The 15018-nt window shown below is 70.5% G+C and carries 17 protein-coding genes; 10 read left to right on the top strand and 7 right to left on the bottom strand.

Annotated features, from left to right (window positions below; translation table 11 throughout):
* The first annotated feature begins 4 nt into the window (after positions 1-4).
* The 7 genes from ACTWPT_RS02445 to ACTWPT_RS02415 all read left to right on the top strand — a co-directional run bounded on the left by ACTWPT_RS02445 (position 5) and on the right by ACTWPT_RS02415 (position 5688).
* Positions 5-1288, top strand: coding sequence for a ferritin-like domain-containing protein (locus tag ACTWPT_RS02445; protein WP_443175554.1), 1284 nt, complete (start codon positions 5-7; stop codon positions 1286-1288).
* A 195-nt stretch (positions 1289-1483) separates the two neighbouring features.
* Complete coding sequence (locus tag ACTWPT_RS02440; protein WP_443175553.1) at positions 1484-2059, top strand: hypothetical protein; 576 nt, start codon at positions 1484-1486, stop codon at positions 2057-2059.
* The gene (locus ACTWPT_RS02435) at positions 2056-3165 is read left to right on the top strand and encodes an NAD(P)-dependent alcohol dehydrogenase (protein ID WP_443175552.1); all 1110 of its coding nucleotides are present in this window, start codon (positions 2056-2058) and stop codon (positions 3163-3165) included. The genes ACTWPT_RS02440 and ACTWPT_RS02435 overlap by 4 nt, the downstream gene beginning before the upstream one ends.
* A gap of 18 nt (positions 3166-3183) precedes the next feature.
* Complete coding sequence (locus ACTWPT_RS02430) at positions 3184-4179, top strand: alpha/beta fold hydrolase (RefSeq protein ID WP_443175551.1); 996 nt, start codon at positions 3184-3186, stop codon at positions 4177-4179.
* A 2-nt stretch (positions 4180-4181) separates the two neighbouring features.
* Complete coding sequence (locus tag ACTWPT_RS02425) at positions 4182-4484, top strand: Nif11-like leader peptide family natural product precursor (RefSeq protein WP_443160434.1); 303 nt, start codon at positions 4182-4184, stop codon at positions 4482-4484.
* Positions 4481-4801: a Nif11 family protein gene (locus ACTWPT_RS02420; RefSeq protein WP_443175550.1), complete on the top strand. Its 321-nt coding sequence runs from the start codon at positions 4481-4483 to the stop codon at positions 4799-4801. Before ACTWPT_RS02425 ends, ACTWPT_RS02420 begins: the two co-directional genes overlap by 4 nt.
* Positions 4798-5688, top strand: coding sequence for an alpha/beta fold hydrolase (locus tag ACTWPT_RS02415; RefSeq protein WP_443175549.1), 891 nt, complete (start codon positions 4798-4800; stop codon positions 5686-5688). The genes ACTWPT_RS02420 and ACTWPT_RS02415 overlap by 4 nt, the downstream gene beginning before the upstream one ends.
* Positions 5689-5745: 57 nt before the next feature.
* On the opposite strand, the gene ACTWPT_RS02410 is transcribed toward ACTWPT_RS02415, so the two are convergent.
* From ACTWPT_RS02410 to ACTWPT_RS02390, 5 genes are all read right to left on the bottom strand, one after another.
* The gene (locus tag ACTWPT_RS02410) at positions 5746-6348 is read right to left on the bottom strand and encodes an SIMPL domain-containing protein (protein WP_443175548.1); all 603 of its coding nucleotides are present in this window, start codon (positions 6346-6348) and stop codon (positions 5746-5748) included.
* A 61-nt stretch (positions 6349-6409) separates the two neighbouring features.
* Entirely contained in the window at positions 6410-8446 is a 2037-nt protein-coding gene (locus ACTWPT_RS02405; protein WP_443175547.1) for a protein kinase domain-containing protein, read from the bottom strand.
* A 146-nt stretch (positions 8447-8592) separates the two neighbouring features.
* Positions 8593-9942 (bottom strand): alpha/beta fold hydrolase, encoded by a 1350-nt coding sequence (locus tag ACTWPT_RS02400; RefSeq protein WP_443175546.1) that lies wholly within the window; start codon positions 9940-9942, stop codon positions 8593-8595.
* A gap of 217 nt (positions 9943-10159) precedes the next feature.
* Positions 10160-10438: a PspA-associated protein PspAA gene (pspAA, locus tag ACTWPT_RS02395; protein ID WP_443175545.1), complete on the bottom strand. Its 279-nt coding sequence runs from the start codon at positions 10436-10438 to the stop codon at positions 10160-10162.
* The gene (locus ACTWPT_RS02390) at positions 10435-11265 is read right to left on the bottom strand and encodes a PspA/IM30 family protein (RefSeq protein WP_443175544.1); all 831 of its coding nucleotides are present in this window, start codon (positions 11263-11265) and stop codon (positions 10435-10437) included. The genes pspAA and ACTWPT_RS02390 overlap by 4 nt, the downstream gene beginning before the upstream one ends.
* A 152-nt stretch (positions 11266-11417) precedes the next feature.
* Here ACTWPT_RS02390 and ACTWPT_RS02385 point away from each other — a divergent pair, with 152 nt between their 5' ends.
* Entirely contained in the window at positions 11418-12005 is a 588-nt protein-coding gene (locus ACTWPT_RS02385) for a DUF3043 domain-containing protein (RefSeq protein ID WP_443175929.1), read from the top strand.
* Between the two features lie 15 nt (positions 12006-12020).
* On the opposite strand, the gene ACTWPT_RS02380 is transcribed toward ACTWPT_RS02385, so the two are convergent.
* The gene (locus ACTWPT_RS02380; protein ID WP_443175543.1) at positions 12021-13076 is read right to left on the bottom strand and encodes an SMI1/KNR4 family protein; all 1056 of its coding nucleotides are present in this window, start codon (positions 13074-13076) and stop codon (positions 12021-12023) included.
* Between the two features lie 57 nt (positions 13077-13133).
* Here ACTWPT_RS02380 and ACTWPT_RS02375 point away from each other — a divergent pair, with 57 nt between their 5' ends.
* Positions 13134-14132 (top strand): aldo/keto reductase family protein, encoded by a 999-nt coding sequence (locus ACTWPT_RS02375; protein WP_443175542.1) that lies wholly within the window; start codon positions 13134-13136, stop codon positions 14130-14132.
* Positions 14133-14198: 66 nt separating this feature from the next.
* Here ACTWPT_RS02375 and ACTWPT_RS02370 read toward each other — a convergent pair whose 3' ends face one another.
* Complete coding sequence (locus ACTWPT_RS02370) at positions 14199-14405, bottom strand: hypothetical protein (RefSeq protein WP_443175541.1); 207 nt, start codon at positions 14403-14405, stop codon at positions 14199-14201.
* Between the two features lie 82 nt (positions 14406-14487).
* Between ACTWPT_RS02370 and ACTWPT_RS02365 the strand changes: the two genes are divergently transcribed.
* On the top strand, positions 14488-15018 hold a 531-nt coding region (locus tag ACTWPT_RS02365), incomplete at its 3' end, for an SCO2322 family protein (RefSeq protein WP_443175540.1).

Genomic DNA, 15018 nt, shown 5'->3' with positions numbered 1-15018 from the left:
CCACATGTCCGAGCCCCCGATCGTCGTGGCGAACCGGGAGCACCTGTGGTGGCTGCTCAACGAGGCCTCCCAGCTGGAACACATGATCCTTTGCCAGTATCTCTTCGCCGAGGCCAGCCTCAAGAGCGGGACGGAGGAGGGCCTGACGGCGGAGCAGGCGGACGCGGTCGCCGGCTGGCGCAAGGTCCTGAGCTCCATCGCGGTCGAGGAGATGCTGCACCTGGCGCTGGTGTCCAACCTGCTGGCCGCCATCGGCGCCGCGCCCACTTTCGGCCGCCCCAACTTCCCGCAACGCTCGGGATACTTCCCGTCCGGCATCCAGCTCGACCTGCTGCCGTTCGGCGAGCAGGCGCTGCGTCATTTCCTGTATCTGGAGCGCCCCGAGGGCATGCAGCTGCAGGACGCCGAGGCGTTCGAGCCGGTCCCGCCCTCCCGGGCCCGGCTCGACCCCGCCGAGCTCATGCCCCGTGGCCAGGAGTACGAGACGATCGGCCACCTGTACCGCGGGCTGGAGGAGGGGCTGCGCGCCCTGTGCGACAAGCTCGGGGAGAACGCGGTGTTCGTGGGGTCCGCGCGCGCCCAGGCCACCCCGGAGCTCTTCCGCTGGCCCCAGCTCGTCGCCGTCACGGATCTGAAGTCCGCGCTCGCCGCTATCGAGGTGATCATCGAGCAGGGCGAGGGCGCGCGCGGCGACTGGCAGCAGGCCCACTACGGGCGCTTCCTGGCGATGTGGCGGCAGTTCGGCGAGCTACGCGAGCGGGATCCGGGCTTCGAGCCTGCGCGGCCGGCGCTGGCCGGCTACCTGCGGCAACCGTACAACATCGCCGAGCCCCAGCCCCTGATCACCGACCCCGCCACCCGCCGTACGGCCGAGCTGGCGGCGGTGGCCTACGAGCTGGTCCTGCACATCCTGACCCGCTTCTTCACCCACACCGACGAGACCGAGGAGCAGCTCGGCCTGCTCGTCGGCACGTCCATCAGCCTGATGGCCGACGTGCTGCGCCCCCTGGCCGCCGTCATGGCGACGCTGCCCATCGGCCCCGAGCACCCCGGCCGTACGGCGGGGTTCGCGTTCGAGATGTACTACGCCATGAGCAACTACGTGCCCTGGCGCGAGCCATCGTGGGCGCTGCTGCACGAGCGGATGCGGATGCTCGAGGAGCGCTGCCGCGCCGCGGCGCGGGCAGGAGGGCCGGCGGCGGCGCTCGCCGCGGCGGCCGGGACACGGGTGGCCGAGCTGGCCGATCAGGTGGGCGCGCACGTGCCGCCGGCCCTCCGGCCGGAGTAGAACTGCACGAATTACCTCGCGCGGCCCGGCCGACTTGCCAATGTACGCGCCGCCTCTTTGACGCCGGCCGGGCCGCCGGAAAGAGAATCGATTATGCGAGATGTCATGGATATCACCGCCGATTTCACGCTCGGAGAGATTTCCGGCAGGTGGCGCAGCCCAGAAGCCGCCGAAGTATTCCCGGGGATATTCGGCGTGGACGATTTCTGGCTGCAGACTCCATTCTGGGCGATTCATTTCAACGCGTACAAGGACGCCCGCTGCGAAGGCCGGCTCTTCGAACTCATCATCATGGGCATGTTCGAGTTGCTCGGCCCGGGCCGGAACACGCCCGAGGCACGGGATGCGGATTTCTCCCGGGTCAAGGTCTGTCTGCGCCTGTTCGACAGCGGTCTGGTGGCCGGCGCCGACGAGATCAAGGCGGGCGACGGCAACTGGCGGCCGGGCGAGTGGCAGGACGTCTCCCACGGTGGCTGCTCCATCATCGACCTGCCCGGCGTGGACGAGTGCCCGCTCGAGTACGACCTTCTCGGCCTGGCCCGCTCGGGCGCCGGGAACGGCGACGGCGACCGGCTCTACTTCGGTCAGCGCCACCACGACGAGCTCGGCTCGATCTGGACCCGCCGCGCCCCCGGCCTGCTGGACTACTACGTCGTCCGCGTGGTCGGCGAACCGCCCCAGGTCGGGCACGGCGCGGAGTGGGGGCCGGGAGAGTGGACCCGCGTCACGAGCACGTACACCCTCACCCCCGACGATCGGAGACACTCGTGACCATCACGCAAGCGGCAGTCGTCGAGTCGCCAGGAGCGCCCTTCACCGTGCGGGACGTCGAGCTGGACGCCCCGCGTCCCGGGGAGGTCCTGGTCCGGATGAAGGCGGCCGGCATCTGCCACACAGACCTCACAGTCGCCGCAGGACATATCCCGTTCCCGCTGCCCGGAGTGCTCGGGCACGAGGGGGCAGGCGTCGTCGAGGAGACCGGCCCCGGCGTGACCAAGGTCCGGCCCGGCGACCACGTGGTGCTCACCTTCACCTCCTGTGGGAGCTGCCCCTCCTGCCGGACCGGCCACCCGGCCTACTGCACCACGTGGATCCCGCAGAACCTCATCGGCGGCAAGCGCCGCGACGGCAGCTCGCCGATCAGCAGGGACGGCGTCGCGCTCGGCGGCCGGTTCTTCGGCCAGTCGTCGTTCTCCCGGCTCTCCATCGCCGACGAGCGCAGCGTGGTCAAGGTCGACCCGGACCTGCCGTTCGAGCTGCTGGCCCCGCTGGCCTGCAGCGTGCAGACCGGCTGCGGCGCGGTGTGGAACACGCTGCGCCCGGAGCCCGGCACGTCGATCGCGGTGATCGGCACGGGCGCGGTGGGGCTGGCGGCCATCATGGGCGCGGCACTCACCCCGGTGAGTGAGATCATCGCCGTGGGCCGCCGGCCGGCGCAGCTCGAGCTGGCCGCCAAGATCGGCGCTACCCACACCATCGACGCCTCCGGCCTGGACGTGGCCGCCGAGCTGCGCAAAGTGACCGGCGGCGCGGGCGTGGACTATGTGATCGAGGCGGTCGGCAACCCCGAGGTGCTGCGCGCCGGCATCGACGCCCTCGCGCCGCGCGGCGCCGTCGCCGTCGTGGGCGCTCCCCCGTACGGCGTGGAGGTCTCCATCGACGTGCACCGGCTGCTGCCCGGCCGCCGCGTGCTGGGCGTGTGCGAGGGCGACAGCGACCCGGACCGGCTGGTCCCGCTGCTGGCCCGGCTGATCCGGGGCGGCCGGCTGCCCGTGCAGCCGCTCATCAAGGAGTACGGCTTCGCCGACATCCAGACGGCGGCGGAGGACTTCAGGTCCGGCAAGAACATCAAGACCATTCTGCGGTTCGACGCGTGACGACGTTTGGAGCCAGTGATGAACACCTTCGATCTCGGCGACTTCCCCCTCACCTCCGGCGCCACGCTCCCCGGTGCCCGGCTGGCCTACCAGACCTTCGGTGAGCTCAACCAGGCCAAGGACAACGTGGTCGTCTTCCCGACCTTCCTCGGCGCCCCCGCCGAGGTGCTCAACGGCTGGATCGGCGAGAACCGGGCGCTGGATCCCCGCACCCACTTCATCGTGCTGCCGGGCCACTTCGGCCTGCCGCCGTCCTCCGCGCCGAGCAACACCCCGGCGCGCCCCTTCCCCGCCGTCTCGGTCGCCGACGACGTCATCGCCCAGCAGCGCCTGCTGGAGGAGGTGTTCGGCGTGCGCGAGATCCGGCTGGCGCTCGGCTGGTCGATCGGCGCGATCCAGGTGTACGAGTGGGCGCTGCGCTTCGGCGACATCGTACGGAGCATCGCCCCCATCGCCGGGGCCCCGACCCCGCCGCCGTGGACCAAGCTCTGGCTGAAGACGGTCGTGGAGGAGCCCATCACCGCGGACCCGAACTACAACGACGGCGCCTACGAGGACGCGGCCAGCGTGCGCGGCGGCCTGGCCCGCGTGGCCCACGGCACCGCACTCACCGCCCCGCCGCGCACGTTCTACTACGACAGCGCCGAGGTGTGGCGCAACCTCGGCTTCGACAGCGTGGACGCGTTCGTCGCGGGCTTCTGGGAGGGTTTCTGGCTGCCGCAGGACCCCAACGACGTGGTCAGCCAGGCCCGCAAGGCGTACGCGGCCTGGCCGGGCGCCGAGGGCGAATCGCTCCGGGAGGCCCTGGGCCGCATCAAGGCCAAGACCACGATCGCCGCGTTCACCGGCGACGCGCTGTTCCCGCCGGACGAGCTCAAGGAGTACGCCGGGTGGATCCCCGGCGCGACCTTCCGGCAGATCGACAGCATCTTCGGCCACCTGGCCACGTTCGGGCTGGCCGAGCCGGACGTGAAGGCCATCGACGACGTGATCCGGCACGCTCTGGAGAGCTAGTCGTGTCCGAGGCGGAGTTCGTCAGATTCCTGGAGTCGGCCCGGTCGGATCCCGGCCTGCTGGCCCGCTATTCCCCCATGGACCTGCCCCAGGTCCTCTTCCACGCCCGCAACGAGGGGTTCGCCTTCACCCAGGCCGACGCCGAGCGGGTCATCGGCCGGCTGGAGGCCGGCGTCATCGTCGACAAGGACAAGGAGCCGTTCGACGGCGGCAGCACCCTGTGGCGGCACATGTGGGGCACCCGCTACCTGGACTATCTGGTCCACCACGTGGTGGCGCGGTTCACCGACGAGGAGCTGTCGTGAGTGAAGCCAATCTCATCGACTTCCTGCGCGGCCTGGCCGAGCGGCCCGAGCAGTGCGACCGGCTCAAGGACAGGTCCAAGGACGAGGTCATCGCGGCGGCGGCCGCGGCCGGGCTGCCGTTCACCGCGGCGGAGTTCAACTCGCTGATCTGGGAGCTGGAGGAGCGGCTGGCGCGCGAGCGCGGCGAGGAGTTCAACGAGCGGTTCCCGCTCTGGAGCCTGCTGTGGGGCCGCTACTACCTGGAGTTCCTCGTCTTCGATCTCATGCCGAGCCTGGACGAGATCGGCCACCGGGCCGGATTGGAGCACAAGCCATGATGCGAAACGCCCTGTACATCGGGCGCGAATGGAACGTCGAGCACGACCGGCGGGCGCAGGTGAGCGACGCCGAGCTCAGGTACACCGTACTGGGCGAGGGCGAGCCCGTGCTGTGCATCCACGGCACCAGCATCGCCGACAGCCTCATCACGCCGATGCGGTTCCACCCGCCGCTGATGAACGACTACCAGCTCATCAGCTACTACCGCGCCGGCTACAACGGCAGCACACTGGACAAGCCCGAGCTGAGCATCGAGGGCGGCGCCCAGCACGCCCGCGAACTGCTCGATCACCTGGGCATCGAGAAGGCGCACATCATGGCCTTCTCCTTCGGCGGTGTGATCGCCTTCCAGTTCCTGCTGAACTACCCCGAGCGGGCGCACAGCGCGATCCTGCTGGAGCCGTACCTGCCGCGCGAGGAGCCGGACGCGATCGCCGCCAACGTCGACGCGTTCATGAACGCGATGAAGCTATACGAGACGGGCGACAAGCTGGGCGCTGCCCAGCTGTACATGGAGGCGGTGTGCGGGCCGAGCTTCCTGCCCGCCGTCGAGATGACGGGCCCGCTCGACGTGTGGGACCGCGTCGAGCAGTGCGTCGACACGACGTTCACCGTCGACTTCCCGGCGATCTCGCAGTGGGGCTTCAAGCCGTCGGAGGCCGACCGGCTGGTCACGCGGAAACCGGACATGCCAGTGCTCGCGGTGATGGGCCTGGACAGCGAGTCCGTGATGCCCGGGTTCCGCGAGACGCAGCGGTTCCTCATGAACTGGCTGCCGCAGGCCGAGCGGGCCGGCATCCCCAACGCCACGCACGGGATGCAGAGCATGAACCCGGTGGCCGTGGGCGAGGCCGCCCACGCGTTCCTCAAGCGCCACCCCATGTGAGGTGACACACCCACCCGTGCCCCGTCCGGCGTCCCGCCGGGCGGGGCTCGGCGCCTCCTAGGCGAAGTCGTAGCCGACTTCGACGGTGACCGTGAGGGTCTGGCGGCCGGGGCTGATCGAGGCGCTGGTGTCGGCTGCCGCGGCGGCCAGGGTCATCAGCGGCTGGGGGCCGCCCTTGACGTCCTCGCTCACCGAGACGACCCGGCCCAGCGGGCGGCCGGCCAGCTCGGCGTATTGCGCGGCCTTGGCGGCGGCGTCGCGGAACGCTCTGGTCCTGGCCTCCCGCAGCACGTCGGCGGGGCTCGACAGCTCGAAGGCCACGCCGTTGAGCCTGGCCTCCTCGCCGACCCCGGCCACCGTGTCGATCACGCGATCGGCCTGGGTCAGGTCGCGCACCACGACCTCCACGCCTTGAGCCGCACGGTAGGCGGCCACTTTCGGGTACGTCTCGTACTCCGGTCCCAGCGACAGCTCGACCGTCCGTACGTCCTCCGCGGCGATCCCCACCTGGCGCAGCGCGTCGGCGAGGCGGGCGGCGGCGGCGCGGACGGCGGTGAAGGACTCCGCGGCGGACGCCCTGCGTACCTCGACGCCGGCGTGCAGGCGCAGGATGTCGGGCGCGGCCAGGACGGCGCCCTCGCCGATGACGGTGATGTCCACGCCAACCCCCTCTGATGGGTTCCGCCCTTGATCCTAAGACGCATGCCCGGCAAGCCGAAGCTCATGCGGCGGTACGGGTGAAGCGGAAGCCCATCTTGTCGAACTCGGCCTTCGTGGGGGCGGTCGCCAGCACCCGGCTGACCTGCCCGGTCAGGTCGATCACCACGGCCTCGTACCCGGTGCCCTTGCTGCGCCACACCGCGAGGTGGTCGTCGTCCCACCATCCGATGAGGCGGCTGCTGGCGAACGGGATCGTGATCGGCTGCGGGTCGTCACCGGATGTGGAGCGGGCGCAGAGCGCGGTGCCCGCCGGCGTGCAGTGGGCCAGGAAGCGGGTGCCGGACGGGGAGATGTCGTCGCCCTCCACCCACACCGGCGACCCCACGTTCGACAGAGTACGCAGCAGTTTGCCGTTGAGGTCGTAGAACTTCATCTGGCCGCCCACCCACGTGCCGACCGCCCGGCCGCCCGCGTCCCAGAAGAAGCGCCACTCCCCCGCCCCCGTCTCCTTGATCTCGAACGCGCGTCCCCGCTCGGCGGTGACGTCGATGATGCCGTACCCGTACTCGACGGAGTCGCCGCCAGCGTCCTTGTAGAGGGTGACCAGCCCGTGCTTGCCGTCCGGGGACCAGCGGGGCGTGGTGGGGAAGACCGGTTTCCTGCTCACCTTGACGATCCGCTTGGTGCCGCTGACGTGATTGATGATCGACACGGTGGCGAAGGAGTCGGTGCTGTAGTCCACGTCGGTGCCCAGGGCCAGGCCGGTCTTGGCGTCCAGGGCGTACTCGAAGTAGCGGGAGTCGGCGGAGAAGGCGTTGGTCGCGTGCTTGCGCACGTAGAGGCGCTTGCCACTGTTGACGGTGTAAGACGCGAGCTTGATGGGGTCGCCGTCGGTTTCCTCGATGCGGACGGATGTGCCGGGGAGTGCGATCGAGCGGCTCGTCGGTGCGGGTGTGGCGGAAGCCGTCGGCGAAGGCGTGGTGGAGGTCGTCACCGCGCCGCTCGAGGTGGGTGGTGCGCTGGAGGTCGGCGCGGAAGGCGTGGTGGAGGTCGTCACCGCGCCGCTGGAGGCGAGTGGTGCGCTGGTCGTACGGCCGGCGCCGGACAGGTCGCTGAGGCGGATGGCGACGAAGGCGGTGACCGCGATGAGCACGAGCGCGCCGACGGCGCTGCCGGCGACGATCCAGCCGGTGGCGCGGCGTGGAGCGGGCCTGTTGGGCGGGCCTTGGTCGAAGGGCCTGTGGTGTGCCGGTGCCTGCCAGGCCGGCCCAGCCACCCCGGGCACCGGTCCTGACGCGGCCGCGGCGCTGCCTTCCTGCAGAAGGGCGGGAGGCTGCGCGGCGGGGGCGTGGCCGAGCAGGCGCATCAGCGCCTCACTCGCCGCCGGCCGCCGGGCCGGGTCCTTGGCCAGGCAGTCCCGCACCAGTGCCCGCAGCCCGGGATCCTCGATCGCCCCGACGTCCGGCTCGGTGTGCAGGATCCGGTTGACGACCGCGGGCAGGCTGTCGTGCCCGAACGGCGCCCGCCCCGACGCCGCGTACAGCAGCGTGCACGCCCAGGCGAACATGTCCGACTTCGGCCCGGGACTCGACTCGGTGAGCTGCTCGGGCGCCATGTACGAGGGTGTCCCGATCGCCGTCCCGGTGAGTGTCGACGACAGGTCGAGCGCCCTGGCGATGCCGAAGTCGATCACCCGGGGGCCGTCGGAGGCCAGCACCACGTTCGACGGCTTGAAGTCGCGGTGCACGATGCCGGCCTGGTGGATGGCGACGAGCGCGGTGATGGTGCCGATGGCGAGCCGGTGCAGGGAGGTGCCCGAGCGGGGCCCTTGGGTGCGGACGACGTCGGCCAGGGTGGGGCCGTCGATGTACTCGCTCACGATGTACGGCCGCCCGCCGAACAACCCCGTCTCGATGACCTGCGCGGTGCAGAACGGCGCCACCCGCCTGGCCATCGCCACCTCGCGGACGAACCGCTCCGACGCCTCGGCGTTGCCGGCCAGGTCGGCGCGCAGCAGCTTGAGCGCGACCTTGGCGCCGTCCGGGGCCGTGGCGAGGTAGACGATGCCCTGCCCGCCCTCGCCGAGGCGCCCGACCACGGTGTATCCCCCCACCGACGCGGGATCCCCTGGCCTTGGGTCCGCGAGGTCTGGCATTGGCGACTCCCATATATGGCGTCTTTCTCGCCATTCTGGTGCGTCGCGCGGTTCCCCGTCACCCGTAATGGCGGGCTTCCGGGTACGCCTCAGACCGCGTCCACGATCGCTCCCGGGTCTTCGAGGTGGGTCTGGCCTCCGACCCGCGGCAGACGTACGAGCTTGCCGCCGAGGTCGTCGGCGAGCCGCTCCGCGCAGCCGGGCCGCTCCCCCGCGCACAGCACGGTCACCGGCACCTCAGGGAACGGCTTGTCCTCCCTGATGCGGCGCAGGTCGGCGGCCATGTCGCGGCGGGCCAGCCACTCCCCCGCCACGGCCGCGGGCACCTTGCCCATGCGGTAGACGCCGAGCGGGTCGGGCACACCGGCCAGCCTCCGATGCGCGGCCGGCCCTGCCAGGCGGGCCAGCGCGGTGGCGGCCCACGTGCCGCCCAGGGCGGGCAGCCACCTGCCCACTGCCCTGGCGGCGGCCTGCGGCCGGCGGCTGTCCGGACAGGCGGGCTCGACCAGGACGAGCTTGGCCACGCGGAGCGGGTGCAGCCGGGCGAAGGCCTCCGCGTGCCAGCAGGCGACGCCGTGGGCGACGACCGTGACCTGCTCCGGGTGGGCGGGGGCCAGCGCGGCCAGGCGGGCGACCTCGGCGTACAGGGTGGGCGGGGCCGGCGAGCGCGGGCTGAGGCCGAGCCCCGGGCGGTCGAAGCGGATGACGCGGCGGCTCCCTGCCAGTGCGCCGGCGACCGCGTCCCAGTGGAACCAGGCGCCCGCCGGTCCCGCCGTAATGAGCACCGCCGGTCCGTCGCCCTCCTCGACGACGTGCGGCGTGCCGTACCTGAGGTGCTGCCGGTCGGCGACGAGCAGGCGCAGCGCCACGTACACCAGCCAGACGGCGATGAGCGTGAGTTGCGCACGGTGCGCGAGCCCCGCGCCGCGCCCGGCGGCGAGCGCGGCCGCGGTGAGCGCCGTCGCGGCCAGTGTCACCCAGGTCAGCAACCAGGCGATCCGCGTACGCCACCGCGCCGCCAGCAGCACCATCGCGGCCACCACGCCGCCGACCGCCAGCGCCCCGGTCAGGAGGTGCGCGTGATGGGCGAGGGACAGGCCCCGCTGCCCGCAGGCGGGATCGCTCAGCGCGGCGCAGTCCAGGGGGAACACCGCGGCGACGGTGGTGAGAAGCGCATACGCGGACAGCGCGAGCCAGCCCAGCCACTCACGCTCCACCCGGGGCACGAACGCCACGCCGAGGAGGCAGGCCAGACCGGACAGCGCGTCGCTGGTCCGGAACAGGCGCATCCACGGCTGGTCGCGGGCGGCCAGTTCGGTGACGTACCCGTGGGCCTTGTCGACTCCCGGAGTGGTGAACTGACCGGTGATCCAGGCGCTGCCCAGCACGGCCGCCACGATGAACGCGGAGGCCGCGAGCACATACAACCTTCGCTCCACGTGATCATTAGATCACTTTGGGCGATCGCCGCACAGGAACGGCGGGGAAGCCGGTGGCGAACGCGTCGGGGACGTTGCAATCCGCGATCGCCACCCACGGCTTCGGGCATGCGAGCACCAGCGCGGTCGGCGCCGTACGCCCAGGGCCATCCGGGCGGTCAAGACGCCGGCGAATACCGCTGTCGCCGGCCGGACGCGAATCGCGTCCGCAAGAGGCTCAGCCGGGGATGAGGCCCTGATCGCCGAGCATCTCACGGACCTCATCGATCGAGGCGTCCGCCGGGGGAAGGATCAGCTCTGAAGGCTCGAGGCTGTCGTCGGGCAGCGACTTGCCCACGTGACGCACCTTGTCGAGCAGTGCGTGCAGCTTGACGCGGAAGGCCTTCTCGTCGCCGCCTTCGATGGCCGCCTCGAGCTCGCTGTCCAGCTCGTTGAGCACGGTGATGTCGTCGGCGGAGATCTCCACCTGGCCCTCGCCCATGATCCTGACGATCATGCGCCCTCCCCAGGCTGGCGCAGCTGCTGGGTCTGGCCCTGGCCCTGCTGCTGAGGCTGCCCCTGCTGCTGGGGCTGGGCCTGCTGCTGCGGCTGCCCTGGCTCGATGGCGGACTGCGGCGCCGGGCCCTGGCCCAGCTCAGACTTCATCCTGGCCAGCTCCAGCTCGACGTCCATGCCGCCGCCCATGCGGTCGAGCTCGGCCTGGATGTCGTCGCCCTTGGTGCCGGTGAAGTCATCGAGCGCGCCGCTGGCCAGCAGCTCGTCGATGGCGCCCGCGCGGGCCTGCATCTGAGCGGTCTTGTCCTCGGCGCGCTGAATCGCCAGGCCGACGTCGCCCATCTCCTCCGAGATGCCGGAGAACGCCTCATTGATGCGCGTCTGCGCCTCAGCGGCGGTGTAGGTCGCCTTGATCGTCTCCTTCTTCGTGCGGAAGGAGTCGACCTTGGCCTGCAGCCGCTGGGAAGCCGTGGTCAGCTTCTCCTCCTCGGCCTGCAGGTTGTCATGCTGGATCTTGAGGTCGGCCATCTGCGTCTGCAGGCTGGACCGGCGCTGCAGCGCCTCCCGGGCCAGGTCCTCACGGCCGACGGACAGCGCCTTGCGGCCCTGCTCCTCCAGACGCCGGGAGGACTGCTCGAGACCGTTGATCTGCAGCTCCACCCTCTTGCGCGACGTGGCCACGTCGGCCACCCCCCGGCGCACCTTCTGCAGCAGCTCCAGCTGCCGCTGATAGGAGTAGTCCAGGGTCTCGCGCGGATCCTCCATCTTGTCCAAGGCCTTGTTGGCCTTGGACTTGAAGATCATCGAAAGTCTCTTCATCACGCTCATGCGCGTCGGCCGTCCCCTTCTAGGTCGTGCTGGTGGTCACCCAATGCAGCGCAGCCGCCTTGGGATTACCCTACGCATAACGCACGGGGGCGTCACTAAGTTGCAGTCCAGGTAGGGTTGACGTCGTGTTGCGACGCCGTTCCCAAACCTCCGTGGACGACACCCCCGTCCCCGCTGACGATCCTAAGCCCCAAGGTAAAGGACGTCCCACTCCCAAGCGCCGAGATGCCGAAGGCAAACGACGCCAGCCGGTCAATGCTCCGAAAGACCGAAAAGAGGCCTATCGGTCGATGCGGGCCAAGCAGGCCGCCGACCGCGACAAGGCCCGCCAGGGCATGCTCGCAGGCGACGAGCGGTATTTCCCCGCTCGTGACAAGGGTCCCGCGCGCAAGTTCGCGCGTGACTGGGTCGACTCGCGGCGGCTGCCGAGCCAGTATTTCCTGCCGTTCTCGCTAGTGATCCTGCTGGCCACGTGGGTTCCGTGGCCCATCGAGGTCCGGGCGATGGTGCTCAACCTCGTCATCGCGATCGGGTGGCCGGTCATGATGCTGGGCGTGCTCTTCACCTCCGTCTACGTGGCATGGAGGGTGAAGCGACTGGTGGCGGAGAAGCTGCCCAACGAGCCGCTCAGGGGCGTGGGCTTCTACGCGGCGATGCGGGCGCTGCAGATCCGCAAGCTGCGCTTCCCGCCGCCCTCGGTCCGGCCCGGCGGCAAGCCGGTCCCGCCGAAGAAGAAGTAGCCCTTCACGGGACGGCTACTGCTGGGCGTAGTCCCAGCGCAGCACGCCTCGCCTGACTGCGGGCCGCCAGCCGTCGACCTCCTCGCCCAGCTCGAGGGCGCCGGCGACGGCCCGCAGCAGCGCATAGGTGGACCGCAGGCGAGGCTCCATGCCCGAGACCGTGTCGTCCCATCCGACGGCGCCGCCGGTGGAGTCGACCACGGCGTACTCCGCCTCCAGTTCCTCCGGATCTCGCTCCGGGAAGTAGAGGAACGGGATCATCCGGCCGTTCCAGTATTCGGTGGCGGGATCGGTCCCGATGTCCGTGCGCTCCCACGAGCACATGTCGCGCCAGGTGTCCCTGATCTCCCGGATGCTGAGGGCGTAAGCGCCGTGGGACCAGAAGCCGAACACCGACGCTCCTCGCGAGCCGTTGTGGCGCAGGAGCGAGGCCCGCAGGTCGTCGGGGAAGTCCACGCCCATCTGCGACTCGGCGACGGCGATCGTGCGCGCCCTGGCGGGCGGGCCGAGCGTCATGTACGTCCTGGGTGCGTTCGCCTGCAGCCACCGCTCGATCCGCCGCCACTGGCGGTCCACGGCCCGCTTGACCTTCGGGTCGATCGGCCGGACGGTGACCGGGCGCTGGGCGGGCGAGCAGTTGGGGTCGGGGATCTCGGCCGGCGGCCAGGTGGGGTCGATGGTGGGAATCGGCTGCGGCGTCCGGGTGACGGGGGCCCCGGAGGGAGCGGGCGTGGCCGAGCCGGTGGGAGCGGCCATGGGCAGCCGCTCCAGCTCGGCCGGGAGCGCGTGCTCGGCAGTGAGTGCCGCCTGCTCGACCTGATAGGCCCGCCATGCCTCTTCGGCCGCGTGCTCCGCCTCCGTGGGGATCAGCGCGGCGGCCAGCGTCAGTGCCACGATCGCCGCGATGGCGGCCCACACCGGGCCCATCCTCGGGCCCATCTTCGGGCTCCGCTCCGGCCTTGCCGCCGGGGACTCGGGCCGCTCCCGGGACACACGGGAACGGCGGCGCAGCCGTACCGCTATCGCGGTCAGGATCGCCGCCGTCAACGCCAGCCGTACGAGCTTCAGCACGTCGCGCACCCTATCCCGAAACAGATCACCCCATGCGCCAGGACTAAGGTCGGACCCATGGAATTCCGACACCTCGGTCGCAGTGGTCTGAAAGTCAGCGAAATCAGCTACGGCAACTGGCTCACCCATGGGTCTCAGGTCGAGGAGGACGCCGCCAAGCAGTGCGTTCAGGCGGCGCTCGACGAAGGCATCACCACGTTCGACACAGCGGACGTCTACGCGGGGACGAAGGCCGAGGAAGTGCTCGGCCGGGCGCTGAAGGGCGTGCGCAGGGAATCGCTGGAGATCTTCACCAAGGTCTACTGGCCGACAGGCCCCGGCCAGAACGACCGCGGCCTGTCCCGCAAGCACATCACCGAGTCGATCAACGGCTCGCTGCGCCGCCTGCAGACCGACTATGTCGACCTGTACCAGGCGCACCGCTTCGACTACGAGACGCCGCTCGAGGAGACGCTCAAGACGTTCGACGACCTCGTACGCCAGGGCAAGGTCCTCTACATCGGCGTCAGCGAGTGGACGGCCGACCAGATCGCCCAGGCGTTGAAGATCGCCGACGAGATGGGTTTCGACCGGATCGTCTCCAGCCAGCCCCAGTACTCGATGTTGTGGCGGATCATCGAGGCCGAGGTCGTGCCGCTGAGCGAGAAGGAGGGCATCGGCCAGATCGTCTGGTCCCCGATCGCCCAGGGCGTGCTCACCGGCAAGTACCTGCCCGGTCAGCAGCCGCCTGAGGGCTCGCGGGCCACCGACGCCAGCGGCAGCGCCATGATCGCCCGGTTCATGAACGACGACGTGCTGTCCCGCGTGCAGGAGCTCAAGCCGGTCGCCGCCGACCTGGGGCTGAGCATGGCCCAGCTGGCGATCGCCTGGGTGCTGCAGAACCCCAACGTCTCCAGCGCCATCGTCGGCGCCAGCCGTCCCGAGCAGGTACACGACAACGTGAAGGCGTCGGGCGTCAAGCTGGACGCGGACGTGCTACGGCGGATCGACGACGTGCTCGGCCCGGTCGTCGAGCGCGACCCGAGCAAGACCATGAGCCCCCGTACCCGCCCATAACCCTCATCACAGCAAAAACCCCTTGAGCCACAGCAGTGCTCAAGGGGTTTTTCATTTATCGAGAATTCACTCCTGGCGCAATGACAGTCCCGCGTATTCAACGCGATCCTCATCGAGTAGCGCGACCCGCTCGACACCCAATTCGAGCAGGTCACGCCAGTTCTCGCCGAGCCAGGACTCGGCGTCCGCCTGGCTCGGAAAAACCTCTCGCGGCAAAGGGCGATCTGTTACCTCACCACCATTTGCATTTTCATAACGCCACCGCCATGTCATGCCATACGCTCCTTTTCCGCGGGTTCGCCGACGCACCTTCCGACGGCACTGGAACCCTACTCCCGAGCTTGGAGGTCAATCGATGCTGCGCGCGTACCGTGTTGCGGCAGGAGTCGCCCTCGGGGCGGCCGCCTTCCTCTCCCTCCCCTCCTCCGCCCTCGCCTCTCTCTCGATCGATCCCAACGCCCCCCTGCCCGGCGCTGCCGACCCCAATGCCACGCGGCTGTGGAGCGTCTGGCAGAGCGACGGCACGGCCTGGCTGGCGGCCTTGGCCGGGGACACGCCGGCGGACGGCGCCGTCATCGGCTGGCGCTTCTCCGCGGCGCCGGACGGGGCGTCGAGCGAGTCTCCCGGCGGGGATCTGCCGGCGTTCGAGACCGTGTGCGGCAAGGACACCGCGGCGTCCGGGCACAAGCGGGTAGCGGTCGCGGTGGACTTCGGCGACGGCGACACCGACGCCTACCCCGGGGACCAGCCGCCCGCCCGAGGGGTACTCACGTGCGTGGCCGGGGCCGAGGACGCCACCACGGCGCAGCTGCTCGCCACCGCGGCCAAGGTGCGGGTGAACGGCCAGGGTGACGTCGTGGCCGTCAACGACTACCCGGCCAAGGAG

The organism is Nonomuraea sp. 3N208, assembly GCF_052245935.1.
GTDB lineage: Bacteria > Actinomycetota > Actinomycetes > Streptosporangiales > Streptosporangiaceae > Nonomuraea.
The sequence above is the reverse complement of the archived record's forward strand: the minus strand, read 5'-3'. Positions and strand labels throughout refer to the sequence as shown.